Source organism: Microbacterium sp. NPDC096154 (assembly GCF_040302945.1).
Taxonomy (GTDB): Bacteria; Actinomycetota; Actinomycetes; order Actinomycetales; family Microbacteriaceae; genus Microbacterium.
Genome location: NZ_JBEOSM010000005.1, coordinates 256497 through 272379 on the forward strand (window position 1 = coordinate 256497; position 15883 = coordinate 272379).

Below are 15883 nucleotides of genomic sequence, written 5' to 3' on the forward strand. Positions count from 1 at the left end.
GGCACACGCGCGCCGCGACCGCACATCCCGGGGGCCTGTGACCTCGCGCTCTTGGTGTGCACTGGCGGATTCCCGCACGGATGCGCGGCCCATTCTCGGCACCGTTCGGTCGGCGATGCCAGACTGAGGGCCATGCGCTTCATCGTCCGCGTCGTCGTGAACGCCTTCGCCATCTGGGTCGTCACCCTGATTCCCGCGCTGCGCGTCACGGTCACGCCGTTCGCCCCGGGCGACGACCTGCAGCTCGCGCTGACGCTGCTCGCCGTGGCGGCGATCTTCGCGGTCGTCAACACGATCGTGGGCACGCTCATCAAGATCGTCGCCTTCCCGCTGTACATCCTGACGCTCGGCCTGATCTCCCTGGTGGTGAACGGCTTCCTGCTCTGGCTCACCGCGGTCATCACGAGCTCGTGGGGCTGGGGTCTGACGGTCGAATCGTTCTGGTGGGGCGTGGTCGCCGCCCTGCTCATCAGCGTCATCAACGGCGTCTTCGGCGTCATCCTGCGCCCTCAGAAGAAGAAGCGCTGACGCGCGTCGCCGCGACCTCGATCACCTCGGTCGAGACGGCGGTGCCGAGCTCGGCGAAATGAGCGCGGATCGCGTCGGCCCGCGGATCCGTCGACGCGTCGAGCTCGGCGGCCAGCCGACTGATCGCGCCGATGTCATGGGCCTCCGCGACGAGCGCCTCCGATGACGGGTCGCCGTCGAAGTCGCCGGTGACGACCAGACTGTCGGCCGCCCCCTGCGTGACGGGCAGCCCGCCCGCGGCGAGCGCGGCCACGGGATCCTCGTCGTAGCTCAGCTGCAGCGCGAGCGCGCCGTCGCCCAGCTGCACGACCTGTGGACCCCCGAAGCCGATGAGCGACGCCACCCGGTACTGATCGCTCGCTGCGACGACATTGCCGGCGAGAACGCCCTGGGAGTGGGCGGCGATGTCGATCACGTCGCCCGGACGCGCGCCCGCCTGCTCGAGCGCGGCGAACACCGCCTGGGAGGACGCCGCCGCCTCGCCGAAGTAGAGCTGCAGGTTCGACCGGCCGTTCCAGGGCTCCGCCGCCGGCCCGACCGACCAGTCGCGCGTGCCCGTGATGTAGACGCCGAAGCGCCTGTGGCCGTCCGCGAACGTATAGCGCTCGACGCGGATGCGCGTCTCCGGCAAGCGGGACGACGCGCCTGACGGTATGCGCGCGGCGACATCGGCTGCCCCCGCGGGTGGCTTCCCCGCCACCGCCGGGGAGGACACCACCCGCACGCGCACGTCTGCCGATGCGCCCATTCCCACCTCGCCGCGGTGCGCGGCGTCGCGCCGTGAGACGGCGAGTGTCACCGCCACGGCCTCGAGCAGGATGCCGAGCGGGGTGGCTCCGGCGAGCCGGACTGCCGGCGCGCCGCCCGCGCCGAGCGCAGCGCCGAGCACTCCCACGAGGATCCCGTCCTCGGGCAGGGCGCCGGCCGCCCACTCGTCGAGCAGCCGTCGCGACTCCTCCCTCGCTCCGGGAGTGCGCTCCTCGATCGCCGCGAGACGCGCCTCGATCATCCGCGCGTCCCGCGCCCGGTCCGCGCCCGCGGGCTGATGCCCCAGCAGGGCGAGGCGCACGCGCCCCTCAACGGCCTCGTAGACGTCCGCGGCGCGACGCAGGGCGCGGGCGGTGTCGCCCACCGCGATGGACGCCTGACCGGCACGGGCGGCGACATCCTGCGCGGGGGCCCGGTCGTAGGGCGGGGAGATCGCGAGCTGCGCGCTCATGGCCGAATGCGACGCCGTGGACAGCAGAGCCGACACCCGATCGAAGCGAGCAGCCGCCTCGCGCAGCTGCTCGGTCGACACCGCGATGGCCCCGCCCGACACGATGTCCAGGCCGCTCACCGCGCGCCCCCGTCCACCGCGAGGTATATCCCCTGCCACCGCAGCAGCGCGAGCGCGTCGGCCGCCCGCAGGGCGATCGACGCCGCCTCGCAGACCTGGGCGCCCGCGGCCTCTCGGAATGCCTCGGCCGCTTCCGCGCGCCACGCGATCCCCGCCGACGCCGCCGCCAGCTCCTCGCGGGCGCGCTCGATCTGGCGCACCGCGGCCTCCAGGTGCGCGCAGGCGCCGGCGGGGAAGCCGCTTCCGTACACCTCCATGCAGTCAGGATGCGCGTGCGCGGCCCGGGGGCGCGGCCCGCTTCCCGCCGCCGCGAACAACCCGCGCTGCCAGACCCGCTGGGGACGAGCGACGGCCCGCTCGGTATGATCGAGGTTCCAGCCGGGCGCTGTCTCTCCAGCTCGAACCGGCGATCCGTCCGCCTCGATCCGGAGGTCCCGCGTGACCGCTCTTCCCACCCAGCCCCTCAGCCCCCTGGACGGCCGCTACAAGGCCGCGGTCTCGCCGCTCGGCGAGTACCTGTCGGAGGCGGGCCTGAACCGGGCTCGCGTCGAGGTGGAGGTCGAGTGGCTCATCACGCTCACGAACCACTCGCTCTTCGGCACGACGCCGCTGTCGCAGGACGAGAAGCACCAGCTGCGAGCCCTGTACATCGCGTTCGGCCAGGCGGAGATCGACTGGCTCGCCGAGCGGGAGGCGGTCACCCGTCACGATGTGAAGGCTGTCGAGTACCTCGTGCGCGACCGGCTGAGCGGGCTCGGCCTCGACCGCATCGCCGAGCTGACCCACTTCGGATGCACGAGCGAGGACATCAACTCGCTGGCGTACGCGCTCACCGTCAAGCGCGCCGTCAACGACGTGTGGCTGCCCGCGTACCGAGGCGTCATCCAGCGTCTGCGCGAGCTCGCGCTGGAGCACGCCGATGCGCCGATGCTGTCGCGCACGCACGGTCAGCCCGCGACCCCCACCACGATGGGCAAGGAGCTCGGCGTCTTCGTGTGGCGCCTCGAGCGCGTGCTCGCGCAGATCGAGGGGTCCGAATACCTCGGCAAGTTCTCGGGCGCCACGGGCACGTGGTCGGCGCACCTCGCTGCCGCCCCGCTGGTCGCCTGGCCGAACCTGGCGCGCGAGTTCGTGGAGGCCCTGGGTCTCACGTTCAACCCGCTCACGACCCAGATCGAGTCGCACGACTGGCAGGTCGAGCTGTACGACCGCGTGCGACACGCGGGCGGCATCCTGCACAACCTCGCGACCGACATCTGGACCTACATCTCGCTCGGCTACTTCGCGCAGATCCCCGTGGCCGGCGCGACCGGCTCGTCGACCATGCCGCACAAGATCAACCCGATCCGGTTCGAGAACGCCGAGGCGAACCTCGAGCTGGCGGGCGCGCTGCTGGCGTCGCTCGGCCAGACGCTCGTGACCTCGCGCCTGCAGCGCGACCTGACCGACTCGACCACGCAGCGCAACATCGGCGTCGCGTTCGGCCACTCGCTGCTGGCGCTCGACAACCTGACGCGCGGTCTCGGCGAGATCTCGCTGTCGCGCGACGTGCTGCTGGCCGACCTCGACCACAACTGGGAGGTGCTGGGCGAGGCGATCCAGACCGTCGTGCGCGCCGAGGTCACCGCCGGGCGCTCGACGATCCAGGACCCGTACGCGCTGCTCAAGGAGCTCACGCGCGGCCGACGGGTCGGCGCCGACGACCTCGCGGAGTTCGTGAAGGGCCTCGAGATCGGCGACGAGGCCAAGCAGCGCCTGCTCGACCTGACCCCCGCCACCTACACCGGCCTGGCCGAGAAGCTCACGCGCGCCAAGCTCAAGCCCTGAGGCCGCGCCTCACACGAAAGCACGTCGTCACGACGCAGGATGGGCGTGGCCGCGGGGTGGCCCAGGAAGGGACATCCCCACGCGGGCGCCCGTGACGATGTCGGCGACGTTCGCGCGGAAGTTCGGGCACATCGAGATGTCGTGGGCCTCGCACTCGAGCGCGTGCCGCGCCATACGCCGTGAGCGCTCGAGCGCGACCATCCGCTCGTCGATGTCGGCAAGGTGTGCCTCGAGGATCCGGTGACGCGCCCGGGCGCTCGAGTCGACGAGCGCGCGGATCTTCTCGAGGCTCATGCCGGCGGCCTTGCTCGCCACGATCACCGCGACGCGATACGCATCCGCCTCACCGTAGCGCCGGCGTCCGGCGCCGTCGCGTTCGGGCGCGAGCAGGCCCATGTCCTCCCAGTGCCGCAGCACGTGGGTTGCGAGCCCGAACCGCTCAGCCAGTTCGCCGACGCTCCACGGGGTTGACTTCATGTCGACATGAAGTCACAGACTCGTCCTCGGCGCAACCCAAGCGCCGGAGAGGAAGGGGACCATGTACGACGTCGCGATCATCGGAGGCGGCCCCGCCGGGCTGCAGGCGGCCCTCACGCTCGGGCGCATGCACCGCCGGGCGGTGCTGCTCGACGGCCAGCGCTATCGCAATGCGACGGTGCGGCACATGCACAATCTGATCGGCTCCGACGGCCGTGATCCCGCCGAACTGCGCGGGGCAGCACGACGCGAGCTCGCCCGCTACGAGACCGTGGACAGCCGCGCGACCGAGGTGATCCGGATCGACGGCACGGTGGGGTCGTTCTCCCTGACGCTGGTCGGCGGCGAGATCGTCGAGGCGACCCGCGTCATCCTCGCCACGGGCGTCGCGGACACGCTCCCTGACGTGCCGGGGCTGGCACCGCTGTTCGGCACCATCGCTGCGCACTGCCCGTTCTGCCACGGACACGAGTTCGCGGCCACGGCGGTCGCACTGATCGGGGCGGGCGCGCACGCGCCGCGGCTCGCCGCGATGCTGCGTCCGATCGCCACCGGGGTCGTGGTCCTCGCGCACGGCGAAGCGATCGACCCGGACGTCGCCCGCGCGCTCGAGCGCCTGGACGCCGTCATCCGGTCCGAGCGGATCGTGTCGGTCGCGCCGGCCCCGCACGGCGCGGAGGTGGCGCTCGAAGGCGGTGGCACAGTGTCGGTCGGCGGCATCCTGACCACCACCCAATGGCGCCAGGCGGCGCCTTTCGCCGAGCAGCTCGGCCTCGCGATGACGCCGGCCGGGGTCATCGCGGTCGATGCCTTCGGCCGCACGAGCGTGCCGGGCATCAGCGCCGCCGGGGACGCCGCGGTGGGTCCGGGGCTCCCGGGTCCGATGCACGCGGTGGCCCTCTCGATCGCGGCAGGCCTCACCGCCGCGGCGTCGATCGTGCAGGACCTGGTCGCCGCCGAACTGGCGAACTCGTCCGATGGAGGATCGCGGTCGCACGCCGCGGGATGAGGCGGCTCAGTCCTCTTCGACCTCGTGCTGGTTGCGCAGGGCCTCGTCGTCGAGCAGCGCGAGATCGGCCCGCGTGACCAGCTGCGACGTCACGGCGTACTCGACGAGGCGCGCGCGCCGGTTGGTGGCGAGCTTGCCGGGGCCCCCGCGGAGGCCCTGGACGCCCATCCGGTCGAGCTTGTCGCACACGTTGTCGAGCTTGCGGTTGAACTTGCTCATCGTCCAGCCGAGCCGCTGCGCGGCGGCACTGGATGAGGGCAGCTCGCTCATGCTGACTCCCTCGCGGCGCAGCATCGGCTCGGCGAGCGCGACGATCAGCAGCTTCTGCAGCGGCGTGAAGCTGACGGGCATGACGGTGGCCTCGCCGCTCATCGACGCCTCGATCTGACTGGAGACGGCGTACTGCGCCTCCTCGGTGTAGAGCGTCAGCTCGTAGGTGGTGGGGCCGGCGGTGAAGACGACCACGCTCTGCGCGAAGACGATCGGCATGCGCGCGCCCGGCGACAGCCAGGACTGCACGGCGCCACCGGCGCTCGAGATCGTCGCGGCGAGGCGAGAGCCGACGTTCGCCAGCCACCAGAGGCCGTCGTGATACTGCAGCTCGAGGAACTGACGGTGCAGGTACTGGTTGTCGTCGATCTCGAGGTCGCCCTCGCGGCCGACCACGTACGGGCGTCCGGTCGGCACCTCGTGCCACTCTCCGGCGAACTCGACGCGCAGTGGCGCGATTCGGCCCGGCATCGTGTTCACCTCGACCTCGTCGAACGTCCCGGTCGACGCGTTCACCTCTGTCAAGACTCGACCCCCTTACGCGACATACTGGCACGCGGATGCACCCGCAGCCCGGGCGACGGGCGGTCGTGACGACATCCGATCACCGCCATAGACCCTACCCGCATGCCGCAAGGGCATTCCTGCCCCCGAGGAGGAGACGGGGTCGCTCAGTCCTGCGATGGTGACCATGCGGCCGCGCCCCAGGTCACCGAGGCCGAGGCGCCCGGTCGCGCAACGACGCCGGTGACGTCCTTGTCGACCAGAGTCACCCGCGGGTTGACCGCCAGGGGCAGCGCCACGGCCGACGTCACGATCGAGGCCTCGATCTGCACGCGCACATCCCGGGCGGCATACGCGTCGGCGGTGTGTGCGTACTGCGCGATCAGGGCGTCGCGCTCGGCGCTCCCGTCGCCGGCCAGCGCCCCGGGGCTGCCGGCGCCCCACTGCGCGCCGATCTCGGCCGCGTCGCGCGGAATCGGCACGCGCAGGATGGCCGCATCCCACCCCGGGGAGGCGGGAGCCGCGTCTTCGGCACCGCAGTCCGCGACCGTCCACCCGGCCTCCGCCGTGCCGTCGCGCAGTGCCGCGAACGCGCGCACGGCGAACTCGCTGAGCTTGTCATACAGCACGCAGACGCGCGCCCCGGCCGGCACGCCCGCCGCGGAGCGCTCGTCCGCGGCGCGACCCGTCGGATGGCCGATGGTGTCGCGGAAGCCAGCGTCCTCCATCGCGATCTCGTAGCCGCGCTCGCTCGGCGCGAACAGCATGGCGTCGGTGGAGGAGTAGTGCTCCTTCCACTCCCCCGCCGCCGCTTCGACCACGTCGGCCTTGGGAATCGCATGCAGGAAGGCCAGCCGTGCCGCAGCGGGCCCGAAGACCCCCCGCGGCTTCAGCAGGAGCACCCACATCGTGCCGTCGTGCGCGGCGGTGACCGGATGGTCGGTGCGCTCGAGGTCGCGCACGGTCCGCCGATTCGCCCCCGTCGGGGCGACCTGAGCGATGTCGAAAGCGGCGCCGATCCCGGCTGCAGGGTCGTCACCGGCGGGTGAGAGGACGACCCGCTCATAGGTGGGCGTCGGCTCGCCTGCGTACGCGCCGTTCGCGACGAACTCGATGCGCTGCCCGCCCTGCTCCCAGGCGAGATCGGCGATCCGGTAGGGCCCGCTCGAGATCAGCTGCGACGAATCCGGATCCTCGCCCGGCGTCAATGTGAGCGCGCCGTTCCAGGCGCGCGCGATCGCCGCGAGCGCCTCCCCGTCGCCGTCGAGCACGGCCTCGCTGACCGCCTGCTTGGCCTCCATCGGGTCGTCCAGGCCCAGAGCGGTGGCGGCGATGACATGGGCGGGCACCGCGACGTCGAGCGCCGTCTGCCAGTCTCGGACGGGCGCCGCGAGCTCCACCTCGATCGACCGCGCGAACTCGTCGACACGGGGCACGTCAGCGCTGCCGGTGAGACCCGACCGCACCGAGTCGAACCAGGCGACGCCCTCGGGCAGGTCGAGCGTGCCGTCCTCGCCCCGCACCGCGAGCGGATCGAAGCCATCGGGGCCGTGGAAGTTGGACGCGGCAGCCCACCCGAGCAGCAGATCCGCGGCGTCCACGGGGATGCCGTCGGACCACGTCGGCGAGGCGAGGTCATAGCGCACCGTCAACCCCTCGTCGTCGAGCAGCGTCACCGTGCCGAAGGAGGGATCGGGCACCACCTCGTCGCCGTCGATGTCGGCGAACTCGCCGCGCGTGAGCTCCGCCACGTCGAGCCCACCCGGCGTCGCACCGGTCACGCTGCCCGGGTTGAGCGATGCGACTCCGGCGTCCCACGCGACCGTCACCTCCGTTCCGGAGACCACGGTCTTGGGCAGCGCCGGCGCGCACCCCGCGAGCACGAGGATCGCCGCGAGCGCGGCGACCGCACCGCATCGAGCGATCGTGCGGTCGACGCGCCGGGGTGCGATCACGAGCCGCGCGTGGCGTCGTATTCGCGCCACGCGCCAGGCGGCATCGCCACGACCTCGCCGTAGGTCGCACCGTCGACGAGTCCCCGCTCGCGCAGGACGTTGAGCACGAGCGTGCGGTCCCGCAGGCGGATGCGATCGGCCTCCGTCGTGCCGGAGAGGAGCGCGACCACGCCCGTGAAGATCGCCCGTCCCGCGACGTTGTCCGCGCGAGGCGCCGGAGGCGACTCCACGGGACGGGCGATCACCTGCCCCTCCACATCGCCGAGCCGGATCTGCTGGGGAAACGTCGTGGTTCGCGCCCACGCGACCGGCGACTGCGCTTCGGCGATGCGCGGCACGGGCTGACCCGTCATCGCTTCGCTCCGGCGCCCGGGGCATCCAGACGCCACCAGTCGCCCAGCGGCGCAGACAGGGCGCGCTCGTAGAGCGCATCGTCGATCTTGCCCCGCTCGCGCAGCACATCCAGGATCCGCACCCGCTCCGCCTCGATGGCCGCGCGCTCCTCGATCGGCAGTGCGCGAAGATCCCGGGCCAGCGCGGCACCCTCCCTCTCCTGGAGGGTTCCCGGCCGCGAGAAGAAGAGCTGCAGAGCGAGCGCGATCAGCCCCATGGCCGCCATCACGGCGGCACCGATCTGGATCTGCACATCCGGGACCGGACGCGTGGCGTCCCACCACACCAGAAGAACGCCGCACAGCAGCGCGCCGAAGGCGGCCATCGACGACCACATCTCGCGGACGCGCCCCCGGCGGTTCCAGTCGAACACCACGGCGACCTGACCGGCGTAGGCCAGCGCAAGGGCGAGAAAGGTGAACGGTCGGCGGAACTCGTCAGGGCCCGGGTCGGCGAGGTACCCGAGGTAGAGGCCGGAGACGGTCGCCCCGTCCCGGAAGTCCACGCCCAGAGCGGCGAGCGGCGCGCACATCAGCACCGCCTTCACGAAGGTCCAGACGTAGCGCAGGCGATAGCGTCCGCGCAGCGTCGGCGTCGCGTTGGCCTGCATCCGCTCGAGCTGACCGAACCGCACGCCGTCCTCGTAGGACTGGATCTGTGCCGCTTTGACCGGGCCGCTCGTCGTCATCGGGCTCCTCGTCTCGCCTCTCGCCACACCGCGGCGCTCACTCTCCTCGCACCGAGCGCGGTCGGCGCCATGTCAGGGTGGAGAGCGTCACGTCGAACAGCGTGTGCACGGCCTCGATCAGCTCGTTGTCCCGGGGCACGTCGACAGGACGGCCGTAAGACGCCACGATCTCCAGCGCGCGCTTCCGCTTGGTACCTGGAACCGGTGTGACGTACGACGTCCCGGACATGACGATGCGCTGCCCGCCCTCGTCGCGCTCGGTCTCGCGTTCGCACCGCATGATCCTCGTGTCGTCGAACAGCGGCCGCGCCCCCTCGCGCCGGATGAGGTGCTCGACATACTCGTCCAGCGGCGCCTCGGGGGTCCCCTGGCGGATGACGGCCATCATCGAGGCCGGAACGGGCAGGTAACCGAGCTCCTCGTCGTTGAGAGGCAGGAACATCGCCACCACGCGGGAGTCGCGCATCTGCCGGAACGAGTCGCGCAGCAGCGTACGGGACGCCGCCATCAGATCGGGGCGATTGATCGGCATCAGGCGACGTCGCAGAAGCCGCTCCATCTCCGCTTCGCTGGCGTCGTCGGGGGTGCGCCGTACCCACCCCGCAGGAAGCCGCAGGTGGAACTCCGGGTCCGGAGCCGCGCCGAGCTGCTCGCGGAGCGACGGCCCGGTGCTGGTCGCTGTTCCGCTGCCCTCAGTCATCCGCGGATTCTCCGTTCGTCAGATGGCGCCAGTCGGCCTCGGGGTCTGCCAGCACCTCGAGCGGCGGAAGCGCCGCGAATGCGGCTCCGTCGGCCATGACCGCGGTCAGCGAGTCGGTGAATCCCTCGAGTCCTCCGAGCATCTGGTTGAACACCAGCACAGGCGTGGCTTCCAGATGCACGGCGATCACCAGCTGGCCGTTGTCGAAGATCGCCCACCATTCCACCGTGTCGAGAGGGCCCGCGGGGGTCTCTTCCTCGCCGACGCCGACGCATCGCAGTCCCGGGCCGAGCGCCGACGACGCGTACAGGCTGACGTCGTACCCGATCTCGCGCCAGTCGGGCATATCGCCGGAGCGCAGAACGTGCAGTCGAACCCGCGTGCGGAACGGCCCCTGGACCGGCCAGACATCGAAGACGAACGGATCGTCGCCGCGCGTATCGAGAGAGGCGCGCAGCATCTCCCTGACCGTCTCGTCCGTCACGGCGTCGCGCGACTCGCCCCACATCCGCCGAACCTCCTCCGCCGCCGCCCGCACCCAGCGGTCACGGTCGGCCTCGCCGAGGTCCTCCGGCAGAAGCACCCAGCCGGGCATGGTGGTCGAGACAGTGAGCTCTCTGATTCCGGTGGGAGTCATCGTCGCAATCCTAGGCCGGTCAGAAGAAGATCTTGAGGACGGGCGCCTTGTCCTTCCACGCTTCGTCGCCCGTCACCTGCGCGTAGTAGCCGTTGAGCTTGAACACGTTCTCGACCGGCGTGACGAGGCTCTCCAACGCCGCCCCGCCCGCGCGGATCGGGTACTCCAGCAGGTTGTCGGCCCAGCTCTTCTCACCACCGAAATATGACGTGCGCGACCGGAACGCGGCCATGTCGAAGTGGCTTCCCTCGCCGACCCAGACCTTCTTCCAATCGCTGCCGTTCTTCCCCGTCAGCAGCTTCAGGCCGGCGTCCTTGAACGATTTGTTCCCGATGAGCTCCTCACCGGCCTTGAACGGCTTCGTGTACGTGGAGGGGCTGAACATGTGGCCGTCGAGGACCTTCCCCGCGTGCCCGAATTCGAGCAAGCGCCCGAGCTTTCCGAACGGGATGACATCGACGAGCGCCCACATCACATCGGAGAAGCTCTTGTCGCCGGCGAGCCACAGGATGCCGGTGGCCAGAAGCGAGGTGACGGCCACGACCGCGGCGAGCGCCGCCAGGATCGGCCCGCCCACGATGAGTGCGAGCACGCCGACGACGAGACCGACCCACTTGAGCACCTCGACCAGGTCGCCGAGGAACTCCTTGAACTTCTCCCACCGGGAGTCCTTGACGTCGTCGTCGAAGGCGTCCTCGATCGCCGAGACCGCCTTGTTCCAGGCGTCCTCCCAGTCGTCGTAGCGGTCGTCGAAGACGTCCGCCGCATCGACGTAGTCGTCATACGCCTGCTTCTTGGCCTCGTCCTGCGCCTTGTGCTCTTCTTCTTCGGCGCTGCCCTCTTCCGGCTTGCCCAGGCCCAGGAAGTACGAGCGGCCGTCCTTGTCCCCGGGCTGGCTGCTGTAGGCGCGCCACTTCTCATCCGCGTCTTCGTACGCCGCGTTGATCTGCGGTGCGATGTCTCTCATCGCCTGCCCGTAGTCGCGGATCGCGGTCGCCGTCGCGGTGTACATCTCCCCCGCTTTGCCGAGGAGAACGTGGGTGTCTCCCACGATGCTGCGCAGCTCGTCGACCGCCTTCCCCTGCTGACCGTCGCTGCTGTCCGACACGTTCTCGAGGATCCGCGCCGAATTCGTCATGGCGATGCCCACGTAGATCATGTCCCAGGCGATCGAGACGACCTCGTCCGAATCGTCGGTGACCCGCATGATCTGGTTCTGATCGCGCGTGTACGGCCAGTAGATGTCAGACATGTGTTCCCCCCGGATGAACGGACGCGCTCAGGCGCGTGCGGGCGCCGACGCGCCGCTTTCGAACTTGGTGGCGGCTTCCTGATCGAACTCCTGGAACGACTCGTAGATGCCCTTCGCCCGCTCGAGGATGCTCTCGAGCTCTCCGACGAGCTTCTCGCGCTTGTAGCTCCAACGAGACTCGGACTCGCCCGCGGCATTCGGCAGCTCGTGACGATGGAACGGCGAGCCGATGGCGTCGCGCACCGCATCCGACTTGTCGCCCGACTTCAACTCGGGGATCATCCGCTCGAGGTGCGTGATGAGTCGCTCCAGCTCCCAGTACTTGATGACGACGTCCGCCATGATGCCTCCGTGGTGAGTGTCGAGTCCGAACCGGTGCGGCACCCTCACCGGATGGGGCCGGGTGCGCCCGGCCCCATCCCGTGTGAGAGCTTGTCGCGGGCTCAGCCGCCGGCGAGCTGGGTGTCCATGTCGCGGATCGCGTCGGCCATATCGCGCAGCGCCTGCGCCATGTCCGCCACACCCTCCGACGCGTCCTTCAGACCGTTCGTCAGATCCTCATACCCATCGCGGTACTTGCCCGACGCCTTCTCCGTCTTGAAGCCGTCCTGCACCAGCTCATCGATCACAGCCTGCAGCTCGCCCAGCAGATCATGGATCGACTGCTTGCCGTCGTCGAGCTTCTGAGCAGCCGACTCCATCTCGTCGTAAGTTGCACCGAAGTCGCTCATCAGAACGCCTTCCCTTCTCTCTCGGAATGGTCAGGCGATCCCCCCGGACCACCCGCGAAACACACTAGAGCCGACCCGCCATCCCCGCCCACGGGCAGGGATACCCCGGGGAGCACTACCCCGGTGAGCGCTGCCCGGAACCGCCGCGCTCGCTCCTGGTCAGCGAGAGGAAGAGGTCACGCAGCGCCTCGTGCACCAGCTCGAGCCGTGCCGCGTCGGCGTCGATCGCCTCGACGATGCACAGGGCTCCGCCCACGCGACCGAGCCAGCGCTCGACGAAGAGCCGCCCGCCCTTCGCCAGGAACGCCACCGAGAGCGTTCCCACGGCCTCGTCGAATCCGGCGTGCTCGATCTCGAAGACGCGCTGCAGCGCCCCCGACTCGAAGCCGACCAGGCACAGCTGCGACAGCTCCGTCTCGCGCAGATCGTCGTCGACGAGGTAGACGTGCGCGAGGTTCAGCGTGGCGCCATCCTGCGGCGCATGCCAGAGGCGCGCGACCGCGCCGTCGAACGGCGTGGCCGTCGTCGCCACGATGTGCGCGGCTTCGGCGATGCCGGGCGCACGATCACCCGTGCCCGCTGCCAGCACCCGGCCCGTCTCATCCGCCCATGCCTCTGCCGAGTCCCACGGCCCCGCAGGGTACTCGAGCGGGACCCACACCCACGTCGCCGGGTCGGCGCCGTTCACGAGCGTCACATCCGCCATCGGAACGTCTCCGCGATCGCATCCGCCAGACCGGTGAAGGCCGTCAGCGCCTCACCGCCCTGCTCCTCTCCGGGGTGCAGGATCGACGCCCGCACCAGCATGCCCCGCCGGGGCTTGGGCGCCGGAAAGGGGAAGACGTACGACACCTGGCGGGTGTGCGCATCGCCAAGGTCGCCCTCGCCGCGCTGCTCGCTCTGCCAGCGGTAGACCGGCCCGACCTCTGTGTCGGACCGCTCGACGGCGCTCTCGGCCCGCTGCCGCACGTCGGACTCGAAGTCGCCGCCGTTCGTGCTCCACGGCGCCACGACGACCGACATCGGCGTGGCCCCCTCGATGGTCGGCGTGACCGGCATGTAGATCGAGAACGCCTTGACCTGCTGCAAGCGGGTCCACTGCCGCCGCAGCATCGAGCGCATCTGCCCGTCGAGATCGGGACGTCCGACGCTCCGGAAGCGCTCGCTCAGGATGCGCTCGAGCTCACGGCGGCCCTCGTCGTTCGCGTGGAACCTGCCCCAGTCGGGCGGGACCAGCAGGGTGAAGCCCCGAGGCTCCGGCGGGGCGGGCTGCCCCAGCAGCTCTTCGCGAAGGCTCACGCGTCCTTCCCTTCTCGCTTCCGCTCGCGGATACGCGCAGCCGGCGCGCGGTCGTTCTCCGGGGTGAGACTCCGCAGCGGCACTGTCGCCAGAGCCTCCGCCATGCGCCACGCCAGCTCCTCCGCCTCCTCCGCTCGGCGACGGACGAAGATCACGACGTACGGCACGGCGACCACGAGCGGCAGCAGCGCGAACCAGCCCGCGGCGTTGTCGTAGACGATCCCCATCGCTGCGATGAGAGCCGCGACCAGGAGCATCAGCCAGACGATGAACGGCTCGCTGAAGTACCGCAGCCGTCCCGCGACCCGCACACCGCCCTGCTCCGGCGCATCGATCGCGCCCCGCAGTTGCGGGCTCATCGGCGACGCGAACCGGCCGCCGCTGTCGCGGTTCGTGGTGGCCCGCACGCGGTCGCCCTTCACCTGCAGCCACAGCCCGCTGAACCGCCGCTGGCGGCCATACCCGATATCGCGCTGACGAGCTCGCTCGCGCGCCTCGTCGAGCGCCACTGTCGGCAGGCGAAGATCGAAGGGCTGCGAGAACGTCAGAAGCGACCAGGCGTCGAGCCGCGGCGTCGGCGCCACCTCGTATCGAGTCGCCGCCTCCACCGCGGCACGCCTCTGATCGCGCGTCACCGAGGATGGTCGCATCTCGCCGCTCACGGATGTCCGAACGACGGAAGCAGACCATCGGCGTTGCCCTCGCCCCAGATGATCTCGCCGATGCCGTCGAAGACGGAATCGCTGCCCGAGCCCACGCCCAGGCCGGTGAAGAAGTTGGCCACCGCGGGCACGTTGACGGAGGCCCCCTTCGCCAGCGCCTGCGTGACGCCGCCCAGCCCGGCGAGGCCGGGCTTGCCGAGCTTGGAACCGAGGTTCGCGAGGTCGTCGCCGAACGACAGCAGCCGTGCGGCGTCGGTGCCTCTCAGCAGCGACGTGAGCCCGTGACGGCTGAAGGCGCCGGGCATGTTCGCGATGCGCGTTCCCAGGCGCGGTCCCACGGTCTGCGCCGCGCCGGCCGCGACGTCGTCGGCCAGGGGAAGGGCTCCGCGTCCGAGCCGCGAGAGCGCCGGACCGAGTCCGCAGGTCGCCAGCCCGATGCCGCTCCAGATGACGTCGGACATCGACGCCTTGCCGTTCGCGTACAGGTAGATGGTGCCGGCGAGATGCACGGCGGAGAGGGCGACGGTGGCGGCGAAGATGATCGTCGCCCACGGCTGTGCCACGACGAAGAGCGCGACGACCGCGAGCACGACCAGCGCTCGCCCCACCCACGTCAACACGTCGGCGACGAAGTCGAACCAGCCGTCGTCGTTGTCGGCAGCATCGATCGCATCCCGGATGCCGTCAGCGGCCTTCTCGTACGCGTCCTCCCAGTCCTCGAAGACCGTCTCGTAGGCGTCCCACCATTCGTTGCGGGGGCCCTCGGCGTTCTCGACCGCGGTCTGGGCGTCTTCGCGGTCGGCCTGAGCCTCCTCCGTCACCGGGATTCCCGGGGCGCTCGCCAGCTCGTTGCGTGCGGACTGGTACTCGGTCTCGGCGTCACGCACCGACTCGGCGTTGGCCGTGTACCAGTTGCGCGCCTTCTCGAGCGCTGCCGCATAGGGCAGCAGCGCCTCGCCGGTTCCCGTGTAGCGGATCGCCGCCTTGGCGAGATCTCCCTTGACGGCGTCGGCGTCCTCCGCGAGAGCGTCGGTGCCCTTGCTCTTGTTCACATCCGAGTCGGCGATCTCGGTGAGAGCCTCCGCCGTGAGCTCCATCCGGCGGCCCAGTCGCTTGATCGCCCGGGCCTGCGTCTCGATGTCTGCGGGGTCCCCGGCGAACTGTGTGAGTTCGTAACCCTTCGGAGAACGCATGCTCATCCCTCGAGGCTCTTGCTCGTGTCGGTCTCCCACTGAGCCCAGTGCTCGACGATGCCGTCCAGGCGCTTGTAGACGCCCTCGAGACGCTCCGCGAGATCCTCGCGGTTCGACTTCCAGTTGTCTTCGAACCAGTCCACGCGGTCGCGCAGCTTGTCCTTGCCGTGCGGCGTGCTCACCGCTTCCTTGAGGTCGTCCCGCGTCTCAGCCGCGTCCTTGAACTCCGCGATGATCTTCTCGAGTCGGTTGCGGGTCGCGCGCAGCCGTGCGCGATCCAGCATGATGTCCACCACCGTCGTCCCTCCCCGGGCGAATCGTCACGATGGGGCCGGGTGCGCCCGGCCCCATCCCGTGTGAGAGCTTGTCGCGGGCTCAGCCGCCGGCGAGCTGGGTGTCCATGTCGCGGATCGCGTCGG

The 15883-nt window shown here is 70.6% G+C and carries 20 protein-coding genes; 3 read left to right on the forward strand and 17 right to left on the reverse strand.

Going from position 1 to position 15883, the window contains the following annotated elements:
• Positions 1–132: 132 nt before the first annotated feature.
• A complete protein-coding gene (locus ABTW64_RS09445) occupies positions 133–528 on the forward strand; it encodes a phage holin family protein (protein WP_350621648.1) in 396 nt (131 codons plus the stop codon).
• On the opposite strand, the gene ABTW64_RS09450 is transcribed toward ABTW64_RS09445, so the two are convergent.
• The gene (locus ABTW64_RS09450) at positions 497–1867 is read right to left on the reverse strand and encodes a hypothetical protein (RefSeq protein ID WP_350621650.1); all 1371 of its coding nucleotides are present in this window, start codon (positions 1865–1867) and stop codon (positions 497–499) included. The two genes, ABTW64_RS09445 and ABTW64_RS09450, sit on opposite strands and share 32 nt — an antisense overlap.
• Positions 1864–2124, reverse strand: a complete 261-nt coding sequence (locus ABTW64_RS09455) for a hypothetical protein (RefSeq protein ID WP_350621652.1) — start codon at positions 2122–2124, stop codon at positions 1864–1866. The genes ABTW64_RS09450 and ABTW64_RS09455 overlap by 4 nt, the downstream gene beginning before the upstream one ends.
• Before the next feature lie 181 nt (positions 2125–2305).
• On the opposite strand from ABTW64_RS09455, the gene purB reads away from it, so the two are divergent.
• Positions 2306–3694 (forward strand): adenylosuccinate lyase, encoded by a 1389-nt coding sequence (gene purB, locus ABTW64_RS09460; protein ID WP_350621654.1) that lies wholly within the window; start codon positions 2306–2308, stop codon positions 3692–3694.
• Positions 3695–3721: 27 nt separating this feature from the next.
• On the opposite strand, the gene ABTW64_RS09465 is transcribed toward purB, so the two are convergent.
• Entirely contained in the window at positions 3722–4171 is a 450-nt protein-coding gene (locus ABTW64_RS09465; protein ID WP_350621656.1) for a MerR family transcriptional regulator, read from the reverse strand.
• A 61-nt stretch (positions 4172–4232) separates the two neighbouring features.
• On the opposite strand from ABTW64_RS09465, the gene ABTW64_RS09470 reads away from it, so the two are divergent.
• The gene (locus ABTW64_RS09470) at positions 4233–5180 is read left to right on the forward strand and encodes an NAD(P)/FAD-dependent oxidoreductase (protein WP_350621659.1); all 948 of its coding nucleotides are present in this window, start codon (positions 4233–4235) and stop codon (positions 5178–5180) included.
• 6 nt (positions 5181–5186) lie between these two features.
• On the opposite strand, the gene ABTW64_RS09475 is transcribed toward ABTW64_RS09470, so the two are convergent.
• From ABTW64_RS09475 to ABTW64_RS09540, 14 genes are all read right to left on the reverse strand, one after another.
• Positions 5187–5909: an FHA domain-containing protein gene (locus tag ABTW64_RS09475; protein ID WP_350621707.1), complete on the reverse strand. Its 723-nt coding sequence runs from the start codon at positions 5907–5909 to the stop codon at positions 5187–5189.
• Between the two features lie 212 nt (positions 5910–6121).
• The gene (locus ABTW64_RS09480) at positions 6122–7909 is read right to left on the reverse strand and encodes an ABC transporter substrate-binding protein (RefSeq protein ID WP_350621661.1); all 1788 of its coding nucleotides are present in this window, start codon (positions 7907–7909) and stop codon (positions 6122–6124) included.
• Entirely contained in the window at positions 7906–8262 is a 357-nt protein-coding gene (locus tag ABTW64_RS09485) for a hypothetical protein (RefSeq protein ID WP_350621663.1), read from the reverse strand. Before ABTW64_RS09485 ends, ABTW64_RS09480 begins: the two co-directional genes overlap by 4 nt.
• Positions 8259–8990 (reverse strand): hypothetical protein, encoded by a 732-nt coding sequence (locus tag ABTW64_RS09490; RefSeq protein ID WP_350621665.1) that lies wholly within the window; start codon positions 8988–8990, stop codon positions 8259–8261. Before ABTW64_RS09490 ends, ABTW64_RS09485 begins: the two co-directional genes overlap by 4 nt.
• A gap of 37 nt (positions 8991–9027) precedes the next feature.
• Positions 9028–9690, reverse strand: coding sequence for a hypothetical protein (locus ABTW64_RS09495; protein WP_350621667.1), 663 nt, complete (start codon positions 9688–9690; stop codon positions 9028–9030).
• The gene (locus tag ABTW64_RS09500) at positions 9683–10327 is read right to left on the reverse strand and encodes a hypothetical protein (protein ID WP_350621670.1); all 645 of its coding nucleotides are present in this window, start codon (positions 10325–10327) and stop codon (positions 9683–9685) included. Before ABTW64_RS09500 ends, ABTW64_RS09495 begins: the two co-directional genes overlap by 8 nt.
• Before the next feature lie 19 nt (positions 10328–10346).
• Entirely contained in the window at positions 10347–11579 is a 1233-nt protein-coding gene (locus ABTW64_RS09505) for a hypothetical protein (protein WP_350621673.1), read from the reverse strand.
• 27 nt (positions 11580–11606) lie between these two features.
• Positions 11607–11921: a hypothetical protein gene (locus ABTW64_RS09510; RefSeq protein ID WP_350621675.1), complete on the reverse strand. Its 315-nt coding sequence runs from the start codon at positions 11919–11921 to the stop codon at positions 11607–11609.
• A 101-nt stretch (positions 11922–12022) separates the two neighbouring features.
• Positions 12023–12310 (reverse strand): WXG100 family type VII secretion target, encoded by a 288-nt coding sequence (locus tag ABTW64_RS09515; RefSeq protein WP_350621677.1) that lies wholly within the window; start codon positions 12308–12310, stop codon positions 12023–12025.
• A gap of 115 nt (positions 12311–12425) precedes the next feature.
• Positions 12426–13016, reverse strand: coding sequence for a hypothetical protein (locus ABTW64_RS09520; protein WP_350621680.1), 591 nt, complete (start codon positions 13014–13016; stop codon positions 12426–12428).
• Positions 13004–13609 carry a hypothetical protein gene (locus ABTW64_RS09525; protein ID WP_350621682.1) on the reverse strand — a complete coding sequence of 202 codons (606 nt, stop codon included), beginning with the start codon at positions 13607–13609 and terminating at the stop codon, positions 13004–13006. Before ABTW64_RS09525 ends, ABTW64_RS09520 begins: the two co-directional genes overlap by 13 nt.
• On the reverse strand, positions 13606–14244 hold the full coding sequence (locus ABTW64_RS09530; RefSeq protein WP_350621684.1) for a hypothetical protein: 639 nt from the start codon (positions 14242–14244) through the stop codon (positions 13606–13608). Before ABTW64_RS09530 ends, ABTW64_RS09525 begins: the two co-directional genes overlap by 4 nt.
• Positions 14245–14267: 23 nt before the next feature.
• Positions 14268–15470 (reverse strand): hypothetical protein, encoded by a 1203-nt coding sequence (locus tag ABTW64_RS09535; protein ID WP_350621686.1) that lies wholly within the window; start codon positions 15468–15470, stop codon positions 14268–14270.
• Positions 15467–15760 carry a hypothetical protein gene (locus ABTW64_RS09540; RefSeq protein WP_350621689.1) on the reverse strand — a complete coding sequence of 98 codons (294 nt, stop codon included), beginning with the start codon at positions 15758–15760 and terminating at the stop codon, positions 15467–15469. Before ABTW64_RS09540 ends, ABTW64_RS09535 begins: the two co-directional genes overlap by 4 nt.
• Positions 15761–15883: the final 123 nt, after the last annotated feature.